Source organism: uncultured Mucilaginibacter sp., from assembly GCF_937859865.1.
GTDB lineage: Bacteria > Bacteroidota > Bacteroidia > Sphingobacteriales > Sphingobacteriaceae > Mucilaginibacter_A.
Map to the genome: position 1 here is coordinate 1 of NZ_CALMAT010000139.1, position 17,130 is coordinate 17,130.

At 42.9% G+C, this 17,130-nt stretch carries 17 protein-coding genes; 12 read left to right on the forward strand and 5 right to left on the reverse strand.

Annotated features, from left to right (window positions below):
- The coding region (locus Q0192_RS15225) for a DinB family protein (RefSeq protein ID WP_299290641.1) at positions 1-327 on the forward strand (327 nt) is incomplete at its 5' end.
- Between the two features lie 9 nt (positions 328-336).
- Here the strand turns inward: Q0192_RS15225 and Q0192_RS15230 are convergent.
- The gene (locus tag Q0192_RS15230; RefSeq protein WP_299290643.1) at positions 337-699 is read right to left on the reverse strand and encodes a DUF6249 domain-containing protein; all 363 of its coding nucleotides are present in this window, start codon (positions 697-699) and stop codon (positions 337-339) included.
- Positions 700-739: 40 nt separating this feature from the next.
- A complete protein-coding gene (locus Q0192_RS15235) occupies positions 740-913 on the reverse strand; it encodes a hypothetical protein (RefSeq protein ID WP_299290645.1) in 174 nt (57 codons plus the stop codon).
- A 259-nt stretch (positions 914-1,172) separates the two neighbouring features.
- Here Q0192_RS15235 and Q0192_RS15240 point away from each other — a divergent pair, with 259 nt between their 5' ends.
- From Q0192_RS15240 to Q0192_RS15260, 5 genes are all read left to right on the forward strand, one after another.
- Positions 1,173-1,754 carry a sigma-70 family RNA polymerase sigma factor gene (locus Q0192_RS15240; RefSeq protein WP_299290647.1) on the forward strand — a complete coding sequence of 194 codons (582 nt, stop codon included), beginning with the start codon at positions 1,173-1,175 and terminating at the stop codon, positions 1,752-1,754.
- Positions 1,751-2,239 carry a hypothetical protein gene (locus Q0192_RS15245; RefSeq protein WP_299290649.1) on the forward strand — a complete coding sequence of 163 codons (489 nt, stop codon included), beginning with the start codon at positions 1,751-1,753 and terminating at the stop codon, positions 2,237-2,239. The genes Q0192_RS15240 and Q0192_RS15245 overlap by 4 nt, the downstream gene beginning before the upstream one ends.
- A 45-nt stretch (positions 2,240-2,284) precedes the next feature.
- The gene (locus Q0192_RS15250; RefSeq protein ID WP_299290651.1) at positions 2,285-2,755 is read left to right on the forward strand and encodes a hypothetical protein; all 471 of its coding nucleotides are present in this window, start codon (positions 2,285-2,287) and stop codon (positions 2,753-2,755) included.
- A 152-nt stretch (positions 2,756-2,907) separates the two neighbouring features.
- Entirely contained in the window at positions 2,908-3,156 is a 249-nt protein-coding gene (locus tag Q0192_RS15255) for a DUF6364 family protein (RefSeq protein WP_299290653.1), read from the forward strand.
- Positions 3,157-3,159: 3 nt separating this feature from the next.
- Complete coding sequence (locus Q0192_RS15260; protein WP_299290655.1) at positions 3,160-3,585, forward strand: PIN domain-containing protein; 426 nt, start codon at positions 3,160-3,162, stop codon at positions 3,583-3,585.
- 133 nt (positions 3,586-3,718) lie between these two features.
- Here Q0192_RS15260 and Q0192_RS15265 read toward each other — a convergent pair whose 3' ends face one another.
- Positions 3,719-3,910 carry a hypothetical protein gene (locus Q0192_RS15265; RefSeq protein WP_299290658.1) on the reverse strand — a complete coding sequence of 64 codons (192 nt, stop codon included), beginning with the start codon at positions 3,908-3,910 and terminating at the stop codon, positions 3,719-3,721.
- Between the two features lie 53 nt (positions 3,911-3,963).
- Positions 3,964-6,426, reverse strand: coding sequence for a PIG-L family deacetylase (locus Q0192_RS15270; protein WP_299290660.1), 2,463 nt, complete (start codon positions 6,424-6,426; stop codon positions 3,964-3,966).
- Between the two features lie 217 nt (positions 6,427-6,643).
- Between Q0192_RS15270 and Q0192_RS15275 the strand changes: the two genes are divergently transcribed.
- Genes Q0192_RS15275 through Q0192_RS15290 form a run of 4 tightly spaced genes read left to right on the forward strand, consistent with a single transcriptional unit; the run spans position 6,644 to position 11,287 of the window.
- Positions 6,644-7,291, forward strand: coding sequence for a TetR/AcrR family transcriptional regulator (locus tag Q0192_RS15275; RefSeq protein WP_299290663.1), 648 nt, complete (start codon positions 6,644-6,646; stop codon positions 7,289-7,291).
- Between the two features lie 31 nt (positions 7,292-7,322).
- Positions 7,323-8,636: a TolC family protein gene (locus tag Q0192_RS15280; RefSeq protein ID WP_299290665.1), complete on the forward strand. Its 1,314-nt coding sequence runs from the start codon at positions 7,323-7,325 to the stop codon at positions 8,634-8,636.
- 21 nt (positions 8,637-8,657) lie between these two features.
- Entirely contained in the window at positions 8,658-9,731 is a 1,074-nt protein-coding gene (locus Q0192_RS15285) for an HlyD family secretion protein (RefSeq protein WP_299290667.1), read from the forward strand.
- Between the two features lie 5 nt (positions 9,732-9,736).
- Positions 9,737-11,287 carry a DHA2 family efflux MFS transporter permease subunit gene (locus Q0192_RS15290; RefSeq protein ID WP_299290669.1) on the forward strand — a complete coding sequence of 517 codons (1,551 nt, stop codon included), beginning with the start codon at positions 9,737-9,739 and terminating at the stop codon, positions 11,285-11,287.
- A gap of 436 nt (positions 11,288-11,723) precedes the next feature.
- Here Q0192_RS15290 and Q0192_RS15295 read toward each other — a convergent pair whose 3' ends face one another.
- Positions 11,724-13,556, reverse strand: a complete 1,833-nt coding sequence (locus tag Q0192_RS15295; RefSeq protein WP_299290671.1) for an FAD-dependent oxidoreductase — start codon at positions 13,554-13,556, stop codon at positions 11,724-11,726.
- 53 nt (positions 13,557-13,609) lie between these two features.
- On the opposite strand from Q0192_RS15295, the gene Q0192_RS15300 reads away from it, so the two are divergent.
- Together Q0192_RS15300 and Q0192_RS15305 are read left to right on the forward strand one after the other, a co-directional pair.
- On the forward strand, positions 13,610-15,286 hold the full coding sequence (locus Q0192_RS15300) for an amidase (RefSeq protein ID WP_299290673.1): 1,677 nt from the start codon (positions 13,610-13,612) through the stop codon (positions 15,284-15,286).
- Between the two features lie 168 nt (positions 15,287-15,454).
- Positions 15,455-17,128, forward strand: coding sequence for an amidase (locus tag Q0192_RS15305; protein WP_299290675.1), 1,674 nt, complete (start codon positions 15,455-15,457; stop codon positions 17,126-17,128).
- The last annotated feature ends 2 nt before the right edge of the window (positions 17,129-17,130 follow it).

Genomic DNA, 17,130 nt, shown 5'->3' on the forward strand with positions numbered 1-17,130 from the left:
GTATTAGGGCACATGATTGATACCGAACGGATTATGAGTTACCGCTTGCTTCGGTTTGCGCGTGCCGACCATCATCCGCTGGCCGGTTTTAACGAAAACTTTTATGCTTCACGCGCCAATGCCAAAAAACGGGATTTGGAAGATTTGGCCAACGAGTTTAGCGATTTGCGCAAAGCCAATTTGTACCTGTACCAAAACCTGGACGAGGAGCAATTGCGCAGAAAAGGCACGGCCAGCAATGCTATTGTTTCGGTAAAAGCGCTGTTGTATATCATTGCCGGCCACGAGCTGCACCACATTAAGATCATTAGAGAAAGATACTTGTAAAAGAAGTATTTACAGTTCTTTTTGCTTGTTGGCTTTGTTTTCGATGAAGTAAGAAATCAGCAAACCGATTCCGCCGAAAATGGCAATCAGCGCAAAAAAGATAGCCGGGTTATCATTATCTGCTAACGCAAAATGGTTGATCATGTAAGCGATAAACAAACCCAAACCTGAGCCAATCAGCAGAAAACCAGTAGTTAAGCTGATCGAAGAATTATTTTGCCTTAGTTTTGGTAACTCTATTTCTGGGTTCATGCCACGCTCAATCATCGCCATCCGTTCTTTGTTTCTTAAATACATTATGCCAAATATCATGGCAAATAAGCCAAGCGACACGATAATAATCATTAAAAGTGCTAAATTTCCGGTATCCATTTTATTAAAGTTTAAAAAGTAAATTAATTTGTTTTGGAAGCTATGACCACAGCTTTTTAAACCAGGTTACAGCATCAGCATAAAATAATTTTAGGTGGATAAAAGAAGTATAGGTTTTCTTGTCCGTTCTTTTGTCTTGATACAAAAGAACCAACGAAATCAAGCATTTCGGATCGCCTCCGGGCGGCATTCCTCCCCACGCTCCTGGGCGCATACCTTGCAAGTTTCCCTTTCTTGCCGCCAACTGTGTTTGTTGGATGCTTCTTTTATCGGCTATTTTTTGTCCGCCGTGCAGATCGAAGCGTCAGGTCTGCGCCCAGGTGCGTGGGGCTGAACGGGTGCGCGGACGAGCGATCAGCCGTTCTTGATTTTTTGGTTCTTTTTCATCAAGGAAAAAGAACGTTAATTTATACCGATAAAAGAAGCATTGGCTGTAACCTCATCTTTGTTTCAAGCGTCAGAGCAAATAATTGATGCAAAAAGAGCTAACGGATATCGAACTGATCAACCTGGTGCTGGCCGGAAACCAATCTGCTTATGCCAATTTGGTGAAGCGGCATCAACGTTATGCGTTTACGCTGGCTTTGCGTTTTACCAAAAGCCGGGAAGATGCCGAGGAAATTGCGCAGGATGGCTTCGTAAAAGCGTATAAAAGTTTGTCGGCTTTTCAGCAGCAATCAAAATTTACCACGTGGTTGTACAGCATTGTTTATACCACGGCCATGACTTTTTTGCGAAAGAAACAATTAAAAACCGATTCGATGAACGACGATGCTGTTTTTACCCAAGTAAATTTGCTGGCTTCGGATTTAAAGCCGGACAGCACCGAACAAAAATCAAGATTGTATTATGTAAATTTAGCAATCGGCCAGTTATTGCCGGACGATGCCACGATCATCACGCTGTTTTATCAGGGCGAACAATCGCTGGAAGAAATTGCACAGGTGATCGGTATGGAAACAAATACCGTTAAAGTAAAACTGCACCGCGCCCGCCATCGTTTAAAAGAAAAACTGGAAGGCTTGTTAAAACAGGAAGTGAGGGAATTGTTATGAACGAAATAGAAGAACATCTTTGGAATTATATAGATGGTTTTTGTACCGAAGATGAACGAAAAACTATCGAAACTTTAATTGAAAATAACGCCAATTACCGCAATAAATACGCTGAATTAAAAGCTTTCGAAGCAAATATGCCGGCACTTGATCTGGAAGAACCATCCATGGGTTTCACCTTTAAAGTAATGGAAAACATCCGGGCAGAACATGCGCGTGTACCTTTAAAAACGCGTATCAATACCAGTATTGTCCGCGCAATCGGTGCTTTTTTTATCTGCACAATTTTGGTGTTGCTGGGTTTTGTTTTTGTAAACGTGGATTGGTCTGCGCCGTCGCCAGTTCATCTGCCCGAAATCAAAATCCCGCCGGTAACAAACTATTTAAACCCGGTTGTAATTAAAGGATTTTTGTTTTTTGATGTGGTTTTAGGAATGTTTTTTTTGGATTATTATTTCAGAAAGTTTTTCATCCGGCAGAAATAACGCTAATTTTAAGAACAAATTTGTTTTTTAATCAGTTGAACAATTATGGCAAAAGCAACAATACCAGTAATCGAAGCATTGCGCAAAACAGCGGCAAACCTGCAAAACAAAGCGCCTTACCAATGGGGCCACATGGGGCTTTGCAATTGTGGTAATTTGGCACAAGTGGTTACAAATCTGGACAAAGCGGCTATACACCGGGAAGCGATGCGCCGCCATGGTGATTGGAACGAGCAATTGTTTGATTATTGTCCGCAAAGCGGGCTGCCGTTTGATCATATCATTGACACAATGTTAGACTTTGGTTTTACCCGAACTGATTTGGCACATCTGGAAAAACTATCAGACGATCGCATTTTGGCCAACCTGCCGCAAGGGAAGCACTATTTGTCGCACAACAAAAGCGAAGATGTAATAAAATATTTAAACTCCTGGGCAAATTTATTGGAAAACCAATTGGTTTCTGGTATGGTAATTGATAAATCTTTATTTGAACCAGTAGCAATATTGGTTTAATTGTGATAAGGTTTAGGTTGAAAGCTCCACGGACACCGTTTCGTGGGGCTTTTATTTTCTGATGCTGTTTTTATCGCCTAAAAATTAGTGTAAAAAAGCAATAATTAATTATACTTGTACGTATAAGATTTAAAAATTTAACACGTGCTTTTATGAACACGAAATTAACATTGACGATTGAGAAGGAAGTAATTGATAAAGCAAAAAAATATGCTAAAAACCGGGAGCAAAGCCTGTCGGATTTAATAGAAAGCTACCTTAAAGCAATTACTGTAGAAAATGATCCTGCTGCTATTGAAATTACGCCAATCGTAAAATCTTTAAAAGGTTCTTTTACAGCACCAGAAGATTTTGACTACAAAAAAGAACTTTCGAAAAGATTGTCAGAAAAATATTTGTAAGCAATGACAAAGGTTTTGATTGATACGGGTGTAATTTTAGATTTCTTTTTAGATCGCGCACCTTTCTCGGACAATGGGGCTAAAATTTTGTCGCTTTGTGAAGCAAAAAAAATTGTTGGTCACATTACGCCGGTTATCATCAGCAACGTCTACTACCTTTTACGGCAAACGGCAAAACACGAAAAGGTAATTGAAAAATTAAAGCTTTTGGTTGCTATAACCGAAGTTTTAGTAATGGACAGGAATGTGGTATTACATGCTTTAAATGCTGATTTTAAGGATTTTGAAGATGCGTTGCAAAATTATTCGGCAGAAATAAGCAGTCAAGTCTCTTTGATAATCACTCGTAATGTAAAAGATTATAAACTAAGTGCTTTAGGTGTAATGACACCTGAAAATTATTTGAACAGCAGGTTTTCCTCTAACTAAGATCTTGAGCAAAGTCAAATTTTAGGTGGTAAAAGAAGCATGTCCAGTAAATTCCTTCAAAATAAAAAAACCGGTTAAATGATTTTTCACCATTAAACCGGTTTCAATATTGATCTTTAAAGAAGCTGCGGAATTAATTTTCCGTATCCCTCGGCGCAACCTTATTTACAAAAAACAAAGCGCTCAGCAGGCCCAATACGGCGCCGATCAATACCCATAAAAAGGTGCCTTTTACAATCTGTCCGGTAATCATGCCGGCCAACACACCAACAATATAATATAAGTTGTCAAAACTTTTAACTCCTTCTGTTTCCTGATTTTCCATAATGCTGTTTTTACAGCGGTAAAATTAACCGAATAATCGGTTGCCGCCTAATGCTAATTGTTATTTTTTGGTTTGCTGATTAAGTTGATAAATAAACGGTATGCGCCTGGCACACCGGCAGGCAATTCCCGAAAAAACACCAGCGAGGTGTAAACAAAACGGCCTCTGCCATAATCGGCAACTAATAATGAGCCTTTGTTGGGTTCTTCGTTCGGGTCGTTCATTGCTAAAACAGCGCGGTATTTCGGGTCAATATCCGTAGCAAAATAAATGCCGCGTTCCTGTACCCAGCCTTTAAAATCCTGGCTGGTAATTTTGTTGGGATAATTTAAAACCGGGTCATTCGGGTCGAGCAGCGTTACCGGCGCATTTTCATCCGTAACACGAACGTTTACAACCCGGAACGGATAGGGCCCGATCTGGCTGGTTACCAAATTTGCATTGGTGTTGTACTGCACCAGCAAATTGCCGCCGTTTTTTACGTATTCCAGCAGTTTCGGTTCTTCCACCGTTAAGCGGTCATTGATGTTGAAGGCGCGGACACCTATAATAATGGCATCAAAATTCGCCAGGTTTCCGTTCAGAATTTCATTTTCTGATAAAGTGGTTACTTGGTAGCCAACCTGGCGCAAAGCTTCCGGCACCAAGTCTCCGGCACCGGGCAAATAGCCGATCCTTTTGCCGTTTACTTTTAAATCTACCTTAACCAATTTGGCCTGGGCAGGCGGAAAGTAAGTGATGTCTGGGATATGCTCATACATAATTTGATGAATGCTTTGTGTAAAAGTTTTGCCGTTCACCTGCGTAATTGCTTGTATGGTATCCGTTTCGTTTTTGCCGATGGCAGAAGAAGTAACCGAGAAAACGGCCGTCCACTCGTCGCCCAATTTTTTGCCGGTAAAAGAAGCATTGGCCGGTGTAATTTTCCAACTCGCAGGCGCTTTCAAACTTACCGAACCGTTGCTGTTGGTAAAGCTTTTCAGTTTAACCACCATTTGTTTAGGCTGATTGTTGCTAAAGATATACACCTGCTGGTCTAAATTAGCGGTAACCGGCGGCGTAATTTCTAAAGGCTGGTAAACTTCGCCACGAACAGGGCTAACGTATTTGTACATCAATTGCCTTTGCAGGGTTAGCAAATGGCCGTAAATTATAAACTGCCATTTTACCGTAACCGGATCAGGGTTTTCGGGATAACCAACCAATTCTTGGTTTGCAACCGGATAGCTTTCGTGGATTTGCGCGCCATCCAGCCAGTAAGGCTGCGTTATTTTTTTGGCATCAGTTTTACTATCTAAACTAAGTATTTGGTTGGCCGGCAACAATGTGCTGAATGTACTTTTTTGATCGCCTGCCTCAATACCAACCAGCTTAATATTGCTGCCCGAACGGTTTATTACCTGGTTTTGGATGCTGATGCTATCGCCAAGGGCATAAGTCGGGCTAAGGGCATAACTTTCCAGCCACAATCCCGCACAAGCCGGTATCAGTAAATTCAGTTCTTTTATTTTTTGTGTCCTCCAATAACCATCGGTCAGTTTTTGTACCGAGGCATAAATATCCATCAGCAGCGGCAAAGATTTTGTGGGTTCGGCCGGGCTAAAACTTTTAAGCAGGTCATTAACGCGGATGTTAATTGCATCGCCGCCCACCACCCTTTTCCAGGTCGTGTTGATGCCATCCATCAAATCCGTACGCGGTGCATCGCCCAAAATCGTTTTAAAAAACTCGTAGGAACTGCCGCGTTGCTTAGCCGTACCAAAACCCTGGCTTTTATGGTTGGAACGGCTATCGGCAGCAATCTCGCCATAACCTTTTCCCAGCAAAGTATTGTAAACGCCAACATCAATTTTAAATTGGTCTGGCCTTGTGGTATCGTTTCCGCCAAAATTAAACGTGTTCCACAACAAGCGTTTGGCTTGCCAGGGCTGCACAAATTGTAACTGTTCCGGGAAACGTTTCGGGTCGGCAGCAGCGGTAAAAGCTTCTTGTGCCAAAATAGCTGATGCGGTATGGTGGCCGTGGCCGCCTTCGCCCGTTGTTGGGAAACGGCAAATAATTACATCCGGCCGAAACTTCCGGATCACCCAAACCACATCGCCTAAAACCTTTTCTTTGTCCCAGATGCGCAGCGTTTCTTCCGGCCCCTTAGAAAAACCAAAATCTTTGGCGCGGGTAAAAAACTGTTCGGCACCATCAATGCGCCGGGCGGCCAGCAGTTCCTGCGTCCTGATCAAGCCCAACAATTCGCCTTGTTCGTTGCCGATTAAATTTTGGCCGCCATCGCCCCTGGTTAAAGAGAGGTAACCCGTCCGGTAATGTTTTTCTTGCGCCAGGTAAGCCAGCAGGCGCGTGTTTTCGTCATCCGGGTGAGCGGCAACGTAAAGCACACTTCCCAAAACAGGGAGTTTTTTAAGTTCCTGTTCGATGGTAACACGATCGGCAGGCGGGGCGGTTTGCGCGAAAACAGGTTTGATACAATTAAAAAAAACCAGCAGGAAATAGAAGCGTTTCATGGATGCAGATAAAAGCGTGAAGATAGCTAAAAAAGATAAGCTGTATTTGCTCGCATTTATGTTAAAAACAATTTTTGCCGGGCAACAATTTTATGCCGATAAAAGAAGCATTCCCCCCGAATAGATAAGAGGCTTTGTTTTTAGAAAAAACATCAGTTTGTCAATTAATCCCGAAACCTTTTTGCTTAATCAATCGTTTGATTAAATTTGCAACGAAATGGAAAAAGAAAAGGCCGACAAGAAGGACCGTATCCTGGATGTTGCCGAAAGGGTTTTTTCGGAGATGGGATATGACGGCGCTTCCACCCGTTTGATTTCGGGTGAAGCCAATGTAAACATGGCAATGCTAAATTATTATTTCGGATCGAAAGAAGGTTTGTTTGTTGCCGTGTTTGAAAGAAAGATTTATTCTTTTAAAACTTTATTGCAACCGATTATCGGGGATGAAAATTTAAGCCCGTGGGAAAAACTGGAACGCTGCATAGATATTTATATAGACCGGATTTTGATAAACAGTTGCTTCCATAAATTGGTGAACCGGGAAATTTCTTTAAACAGGCATGGAGAAGTGAACGACAAAATCACAGATATACTGATGGTTAATGCACTTGAGTTTAAAAAAGTAATGCAGGAAGGGGTGGATAACGGCTCGTTTTTTGAAGCTGCCGATATAGAGTTGTGTGTTGCCACTATTTTCGGCACTAAAAATTACATTATTAATGCCCCTCACATTGCTTCCCGGTTGCTGGGCAAAGATGTATTTGACCAGCATTTTTTGGAAACAGAAATGAACCAGCGTATGAAAACATATATGAAAAGACTTTTAAAATCTTATTTAGTTATAACAAATGATAGAACAAATTAATAATCCAGATCCAGTTTATAAAAAGGGCCAGATGCTTCTTTTAAGGCATGTTTTTTTGCTACTGCTAATGGTTGCCCCCCTGTTAAAAACAAACGCACAAGACCGCACACTTACTTTGGACGAAGCTGTTAAATTAGGCCTTGCCAACAGTAAAACCTTAAAATACTCCCAATCCAAAATAGACCAGGCCGTTTCTCAATACAACCAGGTAAAAGACCGCGCTTTGCCTACCGGTTCCGTAAGTTATATGTATAGCCGTGCACAAATTCCGGCAAATACTTTAGCTTTCGGCCCAAGTAGTTTTTCTTTGCCAAAAAGTGCCAATGCCAACTTAGGGATTGCTTCTTTGGCCGAACCGATTTACGCCGGGGGAAAATTTAGGTATGCAAAAGAATCAACAGATTTATTGGTAAAAATTGCCCGTTTGGATGTTGACAACGACAGGGACCAGGTGAGTTATGGCATCATCAGTGCTTATTACAATTTATATAAAGTGCTGCAAAGCAAAAAAGTAGTTGATACAAACTTGGTTACTGTTGACCAGCAGATCAAACAGGCCCAACGTTTTTTTGAACAAGGCATCGTTACGAAAAATGATGTGTTGCGTTTCCAATTGCAACGCTCAAACATTGAATTGAACGGGATAGAACTGGAAAGCAACCGCAAGGTAATCAACTATAACTTGGATGTGCTTTTGGGCTTGCCGGAAACCACGCAGATCAATATCAATCAGTTAAATACTTTAGACCACCCCATACAACCTTTGACAAATTATTTAGACAGTGCTTTTGCAAACCGTCAGGAAATCCGCCAGTTGGATTTGCGCACCCGCGTTGCAGAATCCAATATTAAAACTGTCCATGCCGACAGGTTGCCTACATTGGCCGCAACAGCCGGGGCTTATTATGTAGATATATCCATCAACCCGCTGCCTACCAGGGGAAATTACATTACGCCGCTGACTGTAGGTTTGGCTTTGTCCTGGAATTTCGGAAGCTTGTGGAACAATAAAAACAGGGAAGCTGAAGCCAGGATCGAGCGCGACCAAACCGTTATCAATAAAGGGATCACAACGGATAATTTGAAGAATGAAGTAAACGAAAGTTACCAAAACTTCATTGCCGCTATCAACAAGGTTAATTTACTGCAAACCGCTATTGCACAGGCAACAGAGAACAACCGCTTGCAGCAATCCCGTTACCGGAGCAATATATCTACTGCAACAGACCGCGCCGATGCACAAACATTGCTTTATCAAGCCCAGATTGACCTGGAGCTGGCAAAAGCCGATGCAGGGCTGGCATACTACAGTTTATTAAAATCAACCGGAAAAATCAATAAATAAAAATTTAGTAATAAAAATAATATGGCACAGGAACAGGAAACAGGCACAGAACAAGAACAACCGGCTACCAAAAAGCCGAACAAGGTAATTCCGATAATATTGGGGATTGTAATTTTGGTAGGGATTATTTTTGGGATCAAAGAATACATTTACTATAGTAAACACGAAGATACAGACGATGCGCAGATTGATGGCGATATCAGTCCGGTGGTTGCCCGCGTTGGCGGTTATGTAGATAGCATTGCATTTGAAGAAAACACACACGTAAACCAAGGCCAGCTATTGGTAAGATTGGATGACCGTGATTATAAAGTTAGGGTAGAACAAGCTTTGGCGGCCCAAAAAGGTGCTGGCGCAGGCGTTGGTGTCAGCCAATCACAAATCCCGACTACCGAAGCTAATTCTGCCAGTGTACAGGCGCAGGTAGTGTCGGCAAAAGCACGTTTAGAACAAGCCAATAAAGATTATGCAAGGTATGCCAACCTGGTACAAGATGGTTCGGTAACACAACAGCAATTTGACCAGGCTAAAGCAACACGCGATGTAGCCCAGGCGAATTACGTAGCTGCACAAGAGCAGTACCGTGCCGCTCAGGAACAGCTTGGAACCATCCGCAGCCAGTTAAAAGTGAGCAATACGGGTGTCAACCAGCGCCAGGCTGATGTAGATTTTGCAAAACTGCAGCTATCTTATACCCACATTTATTCGCCTGCAAATGGTATTGTATCAAAAAAGAATGTGCAAAAAGGGCAACTGGTACAAGCCGGGCAAACGTTGTTTTCGGTAGTAAACGATAACAGTATTTACATCACTGCAAATTTTAAAGAAACCCAGTTGGACAATTTGCGCAGCGGAGAAAAGGTGGACATTAATATTGACGCTTATCCTGAACTTAAACTGCAGGGAGAGGTATATAATTTTTCGCCGGCCACAGGTGCTAAGTTCTCATTGCTCCCTCCCGATAATGCCACCGGTAACTTTGTAAAAGTGGTACAACGTGTGCCTGTTAAAATAAGAATAAACGCAAGCAAAGAGATTATGGATAAATTGCGCCCGGGCATGAGCGTGGATGTTTCTGTTATCTATAAACAATAAAAACAATGGCCGAAACAGGGTTTAAAAAATGGATCATCACTATAACGGTAATCACAGCCTCCTTGCTGGAGCTCATTGATACCACGATTGTAAACGTGTCTTTGCCAACCATTCAGGGAAACTTAGGCGCAACGCTTGAAGACATTGCCTGGATTACAACTGGTTATGCAGTTGCCAACGTAATTATCCTGCCAATGTCGGGTTGGCTGGGCAGTTTCTTCGGGCGAAAAAATTACTTTCTTGCTTCTATTATTTTATTTACCATCGCATCATTTTTGTGCGGTAATGCTACCGGTTTAGGTGAGTTGGTAGGGTTTAGGATATTACAGGGTATTGCCGGTGGGGGGTTAATCTCAACGGCACAGGCAATTTTATTAGAAACCTGGCCACGCGAACAAGTAGGCACAGCCACTGCTTTGTTTGGTTTTGGCGCTGTGGTTGGGCCAACGGTTGGCCCAACTATCGGTGGTTATTTAACCGAACATTTTTCGTGGCCGTGGATATTTTATGTAAACATACCCGTAGGTATCTTCGCTGCTTTTTTTACCTATACTTTTGTTAAGGCCACGCCAAAAACAGGCAGGGGCAAACCAATTGACTGGTGGGGGATTGCTTTGCTGGCAACTGCTATCGGAAGTTTACAAGTGATCTTAGAAAAAGGCGAATCGGAAGACTGGTTTGCAAAAACCTATATTCTTATATTAACCATTACTGCTATCTTGGGCTTGCTGCTGTTTATCTGGCGTGAGTTAAGTACAGAATTTCCCATTGTCAATTTTAGCATCATGCGGCACAGAAGTTTTTCTGTCGGTATGATTACTTCCTTTATCCTCGGGTTTGGCTTGTACGGCACGGTATTCGTTTTCCCGATATTTTGCCAGAGTTTGCTGGGCTTTTCGTCTGAAGATACCGGTAAGTTATTGTTTCCCGGCGGCTTGTTCACTTTAGCCATGATGCCTTTGGTAGGCCAAATGCTTAACAAAGGCATTCCGGCGCAAATAATGGCTACTGTAGGCATGGTATTATTCTTTGTATTTACGCATATGCTGGGCGATTCTACTTTAGAAAGTGGTAAAGGGGACTTCTTTTGGCCACTTGCCATCCGGGGTATTGGTATGGCACTGCTTTTTGTGCCCTTAACTACATTGGCTATTGCTGATTTAAAAGGACCGGAAATAGGCCAGGGAACAGGGCTAAACAACATGATGCGGCAATTGGGCGGTTCATTCGGGATTGCGGCATTAACTACCATTATCCATATTCGCCAGGGCGTTCACCGCAACAATTTGCTCGTTAGCATTAACCCTTATAACCCGGCTTTTGTACAACGTTACAATATGTATGTACAAGCGTTTATAGCCAAAGGAAAATCAATGCTGGATGCCTCGCACATGGCCTATGGGGCAATGGAAGGGACGGTAATCAGGCAGTCGCTGTTGCTGACCTACAACGATGCGTATTGGCTTTCGGGCATCATCATGCTGTGTTCAATCCCACTATTGTACCTGCAGCCATTCCGCCGTAAAAATGCGCAGATGCCGGTAGATGCACATTAAAAACACTTGTTAAAATAAAAAGCCGTTCTGAATAAACAGAACGGCTTTCCCCAAAAAAATTAACAATTAGAATATAAATTGCCTACCATTTCAACAACTGTTTTGTAGTTGAAGTACTTGCAGTTGTTATTTAGGCATAAGCTATTAATCTCTCTATAAAAATATGTTTTAATATTTGTTAAAACAACTATTGGCAGTAGTTTTTTGAAAAAAGTTTTGCACACCATAGAGTTAAACGCCTCTTGCTTCAAACTTCGTTCCTGGAAAAATGGCGATGAAAAGCTTTGTACAAAAATGGTTTGTATGATGATGAACTGATCTTTGCAAAGCTACGATCCAACTAAATTCTCAAAATACGCTTGCTGATTTTATGCCGGTAAAAGAAGCATTGCCACTTCTCTCGCACAAAGCCATACTTCTTTTACCGGCATAAAATTCAGTTCAAAAACTTGCCCGTTAAATCTAGCCTGCGGTCAAACGGTTTCAGGTAAACATCTGCCAATGCGGCAAATTCCCTTCGCGTAATTGGCCGGTTCAAATCGAAAACAGAATTTAAATGCAGTTTCGGTTTCCAGTCGTTTTTAATTTGAAGCTGAAACGTTTTGGCATCGCGCAAATCCAGTTCCTCAATAAAAGAAAGCATATTGCCGATGGTAAACAGTTCGGCAGGTTTATTTTTGTTGAACCAAAGGAAAGCGCGTGTATAAATCTCGTTCAAAACCGGTTTAATTTCGGCAGTTTTCACAACAGAATCAGGCAAAAAGAAAACAGGCGCAGAACCACCAACAGGTTTTTGCACGCCTTGCAGCAACCCGGTTACGCCCAGTTTTTGGATGGCAATAAACTGCGGGTCCGTTTGCTTCACATCCATAAAAGGCATCAAATAACCGTGATGGCTTAATATTTCATTTTGAATGAGGCGAAGTTTTATATTTTTAGTGGTGGTTTTAAAAAAAGAACAGTAGGCAGCAATCGTTCCAATTCCTTGCCCAACCGTCATCTGCACCGAAGGGTACATCGTGCTGGCGTTGACCAAATGCGTAACCGACATGGCTTTTTCGGCCACCAAAAAATTATCAAAATCTTTTACGATAACTGCACCGGCCGGAAAACTGTAAGCCGGAAAAGCGCCATAATTGGTTTCGGGCGCATTTTGCAGCGGTAAAAAGTGTTGGCCGGGCGAAGCATCGCCAATACCAATTGAAGTGCGGTACAACTTAGAAGAACGGTTGTAAGGCGTATAAATATCGTCTAAAACCATTTTGATCGCGCCTTTTGTACGCCTCGCTTCGCGGATATAAGGAATATAAGGCAAATGATCGGGCGTGTTAAACTCTAAATTATCAACGCTTAGGTTTTTTAAACCCATTTGCGTTTGCAGAAAATAAACCAGGCCAAGTGTTTTTAACCGTGCTTTTTGATAAACAGCTTTTATTTGTGTGCCGGTAAAATCATTGGTTTGAATGGGATAATCGTTGATGCCTTTTACTTTCAGCATAAATTTATCATTGGGCAAACGGCCGCTTTCCAGCATTTGCTTCATGTTTTTTCCTTTCAGGGAAGTGTACAATGTTTCGTCGTAACCTTCGGGCTTGGCAATAGTTCGATCGGCAGCGCGGCCATAATCTTTTAAAATAGCAATCCAGGTGAGATTTTGGATAAGGGGCAATGCTTCTTTTACCGCCCATTTTTCGCCGGATTGCGCTTCACTTTCAAAACCAGCCTCAAACGGAACGCCGAGTTTGGCAGCTACATCACCGGTTTCGGTCCCGTCAACTACTACATCTGCTCTGATCGTCGTGTTTTCCCCGTTGATTTTGGCCGAAACTTCGTAACCCGTTCCGTCCTTTTTTATACCGGTAAAAGAAGCACTCAAATGAACACTGAGGTTTTTAACCGTATCCGTGATTTTTTTGAGGATGGCCGCGCCAACAGCGGGTTCAAAACGAAGCGTGGCATTGGTTGTAGTATCAAAACCGGGCGTGTTTTTATAATATTCTTTCAACCGTTTCCTGAATTCGCCCCAAACCCCCGAATTAAAACTGCGGTTGCCTTCCACCACACACATGCCGCCCGAAGTTAAACTGCCGCCAAGCCAAGGGCCTGCTTCTAAAATGATCGTTTTTACGTTGCTCCGCGCACTTTGTATCCCGGCCGCTGTGCCTGCTGCGCCGCCGCCGATAACCAAAACACCGGTTTTCTGGCTCTGCGCAAAAGCAGTTGGGTTAAAAAATATAACTGTAAATAAAAAAATACAAATTTTTTTCATTGGGCCGAAATTAACCATTTACAAAACGCTATTTTTAGGACAAACGGTTATACATGACAAATTTTTCTACCAAACGCTTTTACGCTATTGCCGCGGCCTGCAGTTTAAGTTTTAGTTTAGGCTCTTTCGTTTCCAAAACTTTGGTTGACAGCCCGGTTACGGTTTCGGTAATCAAAGCAGCAGAACAGCTTTCCGGCCTAAGTTTTTCTGCCGCGCAGGAAGATTCTTTGCTGAACGGTTCCAACGATCACTTAAAAGCTTACGAAGAACTCCGAAAATTAAACCTTAAAAACAGTATCGTCCCGGCTTTAAATTTTAACCCAATTCCGGTTGGCTTCGTTTATCCTGATAAAACAGGCCAATTTTTACTCGATAAAAGAAGCATTGCCACTTTACCTGCAGATAAAAACGAATTGGCTTTTTATACCATTCGGCAATTGGCAGATTTGATCCGCAACAAAAAAATATCATCGGTAGAATTGACTAAATTCTTCCTGGATCGCCTTAAAAAACTCAACCCAAAACTGTTGGCGGTCGTTTCTTATACCGATGACCTCGCCTTAAAACAAGCTGCACAAGCCGATGCAGAAATTGCAGCCGGACATTACCGCGGTGTTTTGCACGGGATTCCTTTTGCGGTAAAAGACCTTTTATCGGCCAAAAACTACAAAACCACTTTTGGCGCGGCACCTTATAAAGACCAGGTTTTTGATGTGGATGCCACGGTTGTAAAAAAACTGGAAGATGCTGGAGCGGTTTTAATTGCCAAGTTATCGCTGGGCGAACTGGCTATGGACGACACCTGGTTTGGCGGCCGGACGAACAATCCCTGGGATTTGACACGCGGTTCGGGCGGTTCTTCGGCTGGCCCCGGTGCGGCGGTTTCTGCCGGTTGCGTGCCTTTTGCCATCGGTTCCGAAACCTGGGGCTCTATCGTTGAGCCTTCCAACAATTGCGGCGATACCGGTTTGCGCCCTTCTTTTGGCCGCGTAAGTAAATATGGTGCGATGGCTTTAAGCTGGAGTATGGACAAATTGGGGCCGATGGCGCGGACGGTAGAAGATTGCGCCATCGTTTTTAACGCTATTCAAGGGAAAGACCCGCAGGATTTAAGCACGATTGCTGCGCCTTTTAATTATAATGAGAAGCAAAATTCTTTAAAAGGCTGGAAGATTGGTTATTTAAAGGCTGATTTTCAATCCAAATACCCAAACCGGCACAACGATTCTTTAACGTTGGTGAAGATGAAGGAATTGGGCGCAACTTTAATTCCGATAGAACTGCCAAAACTTCCTTTTAATTCCATGAATTTTATTTTGGATGCCGAAGCCGGTGCCGCTTTCCAGGAACTGGTGTTGACGCACCGAAGCGATTTATTGCAACGGCAGGAAAAAGCGGCTTGGCCAAATACTTTTCGTACGGCGCAATTTATTCCGGCAGTTGAATATATCCAAGCCAACCGCGTACGCACTTTATTGGTGCAAAACTGGTACGAAAAACTAAAAGGGCTGGACTTGTACCTTTCGCCTTCTTACAGCGATAATTTACTGCTCACCAACCTCACCGGAAACCCTTGCGTGGTTTTGCCAAATGGTTTTACCACAAAAGGGTTGCCCACCAGCATCACTTTTATGGGACAGCTTTCTGGCGAAGGAAAAACGCTGGAAGCAGCAAGAATTTACCAGAACGCAACTGGTTTTCAATTAAAACACCCTGCTTTAAACTTTTAATTACTGATGCTTCTTTTACCATATAAATTTTCGGACACACCCCTAACCCCTCTCGAGAGGGGAAGTATAGCGGCTACTTTTCTATCGATGGAAATATCTGCGCCCGGTTTCCCCTCTTGAGAGGGGTTAGGGGTGTGTTCTTTCTCGATTATTAATTCAATATAAACTATGAAAATTTTTACCAAAAAAATCCTAACCATCACTTCTTTATGCGGCTTCAGCTTTGTTTGCGGCGCTTTTATCACCCAAAAATTAGAAAACAGCCCGATTACAGTTGCTGTGGTAAACGAAGCCGAAAAACTAATCGGCCTAAATTTTTCCCCGGCTCAGGCAGATTCGATGTTGAATGGTTTAAGCGAACATCGCAAAGCCTACGAAGAATTGCGCAAACTGCATCTTCCAAACAATGTTGTGCCGGCTTTAAACTTCAACCCAATTCCGGTTGGCTTCGTTTATCCGGATAAAACAGACCAATTTTTACTCGATAAAAGAAGCATGACAACTTTGCCTTCGGATAGAAACGAACTGGCTTTTTATACGATCCGGCAGTTGGCAGATTTGATTCGAACCAAAAAAATAACTTCGGTAGAATTGACTAAGTTTTTTTTAGAGCGGTTGAAAAAGTACGATCCGAAACTTTTGTTTGTGGTAAATTACACTGAAGAACTCGCCTTAAAACAAGCCGCACAAGCCGATGCCGAAATAAAAGCAGGACATTATAAAGGTGTTTTGCACGGCATTCCTTTTGGCGTAAAAGATTTGCTGGCCGTAAAAGGTTATAAAACAACCTGGGGATCAGTACCATACAAAAACCAGCAATTGGAGGTTGATGCAACCGTTGTAAAAAAACTGGAAGCAGCAGGCGCGGTTTTGGTGGCTAAATTAACTTTGGGCGAGCTGGCCAATGGCGATGTTTGGTTTGGCGGCCGCACCAATAATCCCTGGGATATTACGCGTGGTTCCAGCGGTTCTTCGGCGGGCCCGGCTTCGGCTGTTGCTGCCGGTTGCTTGCCTTTTGCCATCGGTTCCGAAACGTTGGGTTCTATCGTTTCGCCTTCCACAGAATGCGGTGATACGGGCTTGCGCCCTTCTTTCGGTCGCGTTAGCAAAACCGGTGCGATGGCTTTAAGCTGGACGATGGACAAGCTCGGTCCGATTGCCAGAAGCGTTGAAGATTGTGCCATCGTTTTTAACGCCATCCAAGGAACTGACCCGCAGGATTTAAGCACGATTGCTGCGTCTTTTAAATATGATGGCAACCAGAAATCGTTAAAAGGCTGGAAGATTGGTTATGTGAAAGCAGATTTCGACCGCAACCGTTTCAACAAAACCTCTGATTCATCAACCTTGGTTAAACTAAAAGAATTGGGTGCCGAATTGGTGCTGATAGAATACCCAAAACTGCCTTTTGGTGCTTTAAGGTTTATTTTGGAAACAGAAGCTGGCGCAGCTTTCCAGGAACTGGTTTTAAACCACCAAGACGATCTGATGGTGCGCCAGGGAAAAGGCGGCTGGCCAAATATTTTCCGTACCGCGCAGTTTGTTCCGGCGGTTGAATATATCCAGGCTAACCGTGTCCGCACCATGGTGATCCAGGATTGGTACGAAAAATTAAAAGGCTTGGATATGTACATTACGCCTTCTTTTTCGGGTAACTTAGTGCTCACCAATTTAACCGGAAACCCTTGCGTAGTTTTGCCAAACGGATTTAACAAACAAGGCCGGCCGGTAAGCATTACTTTTATGGGACAATTATTTGGCGAAGGGAAAATTCTGGAAGCCGCCAAAATTTATCAAGAAGCTACGGATTTCAACAAAAAACACCCGACATTAAATTTTTAGGG

Bases quoted from the DNA above. Each gene is read 5' to 3' on its own strand.
- Q0192_RS15270 (WP_299290660.1), bottom strand. From the start codon at position 6,426: ATGAAACGCTTCTATTTCCTGCTGGTTTTTTTTAATTGTATCAAACCT.
- Q0192_RS15265 (WP_299290658.1), bottom strand. From the start codon at position 3,910: ATGGAAAATCAGGAAACAGAAGGAGTTAAAAGTTTTGACAACTTATAT.
- Q0192_RS15235 (WP_299290645.1), bottom strand. From the start codon at position 913: ATGCGCCCAGGAGCGTGGGGAGGAATGCCGCCCGGAGGCGATCCGAAA.
- Q0192_RS15280 (WP_299290665.1), top strand. From the start codon at position 7,323: ATGCTTCTTTTAAGGCATGTTTTTTTGCTACTGCTAATGGTTGCCCCC.
- Q0192_RS15245 (WP_299290649.1), top strand. From the start codon at position 1,751: ATGAACGAAATAGAAGAACATCTTTGGAATTATATAGATGGTTTTTGT.
- Q0192_RS15230 (WP_299290643.1), bottom strand. From the start codon at position 699: ATGGATACCGGAAATTTAGCACTTTTAATGATTATTATCGTGTCGCTT.
- Q0192_RS15290 (WP_299290669.1), top strand. From the start codon at position 9,737: ATGGCCGAAACAGGGTTTAAAAAATGGATCATCACTATAACGGTAATC.
- Q0192_RS15260 (WP_299290655.1), top strand. From the start codon at position 3,160: ATGACAAAGGTTTTGATTGATACGGGTGTAATTTTAGATTTCTTTTTA.
- Q0192_RS15285 (WP_299290667.1), top strand. From the start codon at position 8,658: ATGGCACAGGAACAGGAAACAGGCACAGAACAAGAACAACCGGCTACC.
- Q0192_RS15300 (WP_299290673.1), top strand. From the start codon at position 13,610: ATGACAAATTTTTCTACCAAACGCTTTTACGCTATTGCCGCGGCCTGC.
- Q0192_RS15240 (WP_299290647.1), top strand. From the start codon at position 1,173: ATGCAAAAAGAGCTAACGGATATCGAACTGATCAACCTGGTGCTGGCC.
- Q0192_RS15250 (WP_299290651.1), top strand. From the start codon at position 2,285: ATGGCAAAAGCAACAATACCAGTAATCGAAGCATTGCGCAAAACAGCG.
- Q0192_RS15275 (WP_299290663.1), top strand. From the start codon at position 6,644: ATGGAAAAAGAAAAGGCCGACAAGAAGGACCGTATCCTGGATGTTGCC.
- Q0192_RS15305 (WP_299290675.1), top strand. From the start codon at position 15,455: ATGAAAATTTTTACCAAAAAAATCCTAACCATCACTTCTTTATGCGGC.
- Q0192_RS15255 (WP_299290653.1), top strand. From the start codon at position 2,908: ATGAACACGAAATTAACATTGACGATTGAGAAGGAAGTAATTGATAAA.
- Q0192_RS15295 (WP_299290671.1), bottom strand. From the start codon at position 13,556: ATGAAAAAAATTTGTATTTTTTTATTTACAGTTATATTTTTTAACCCA.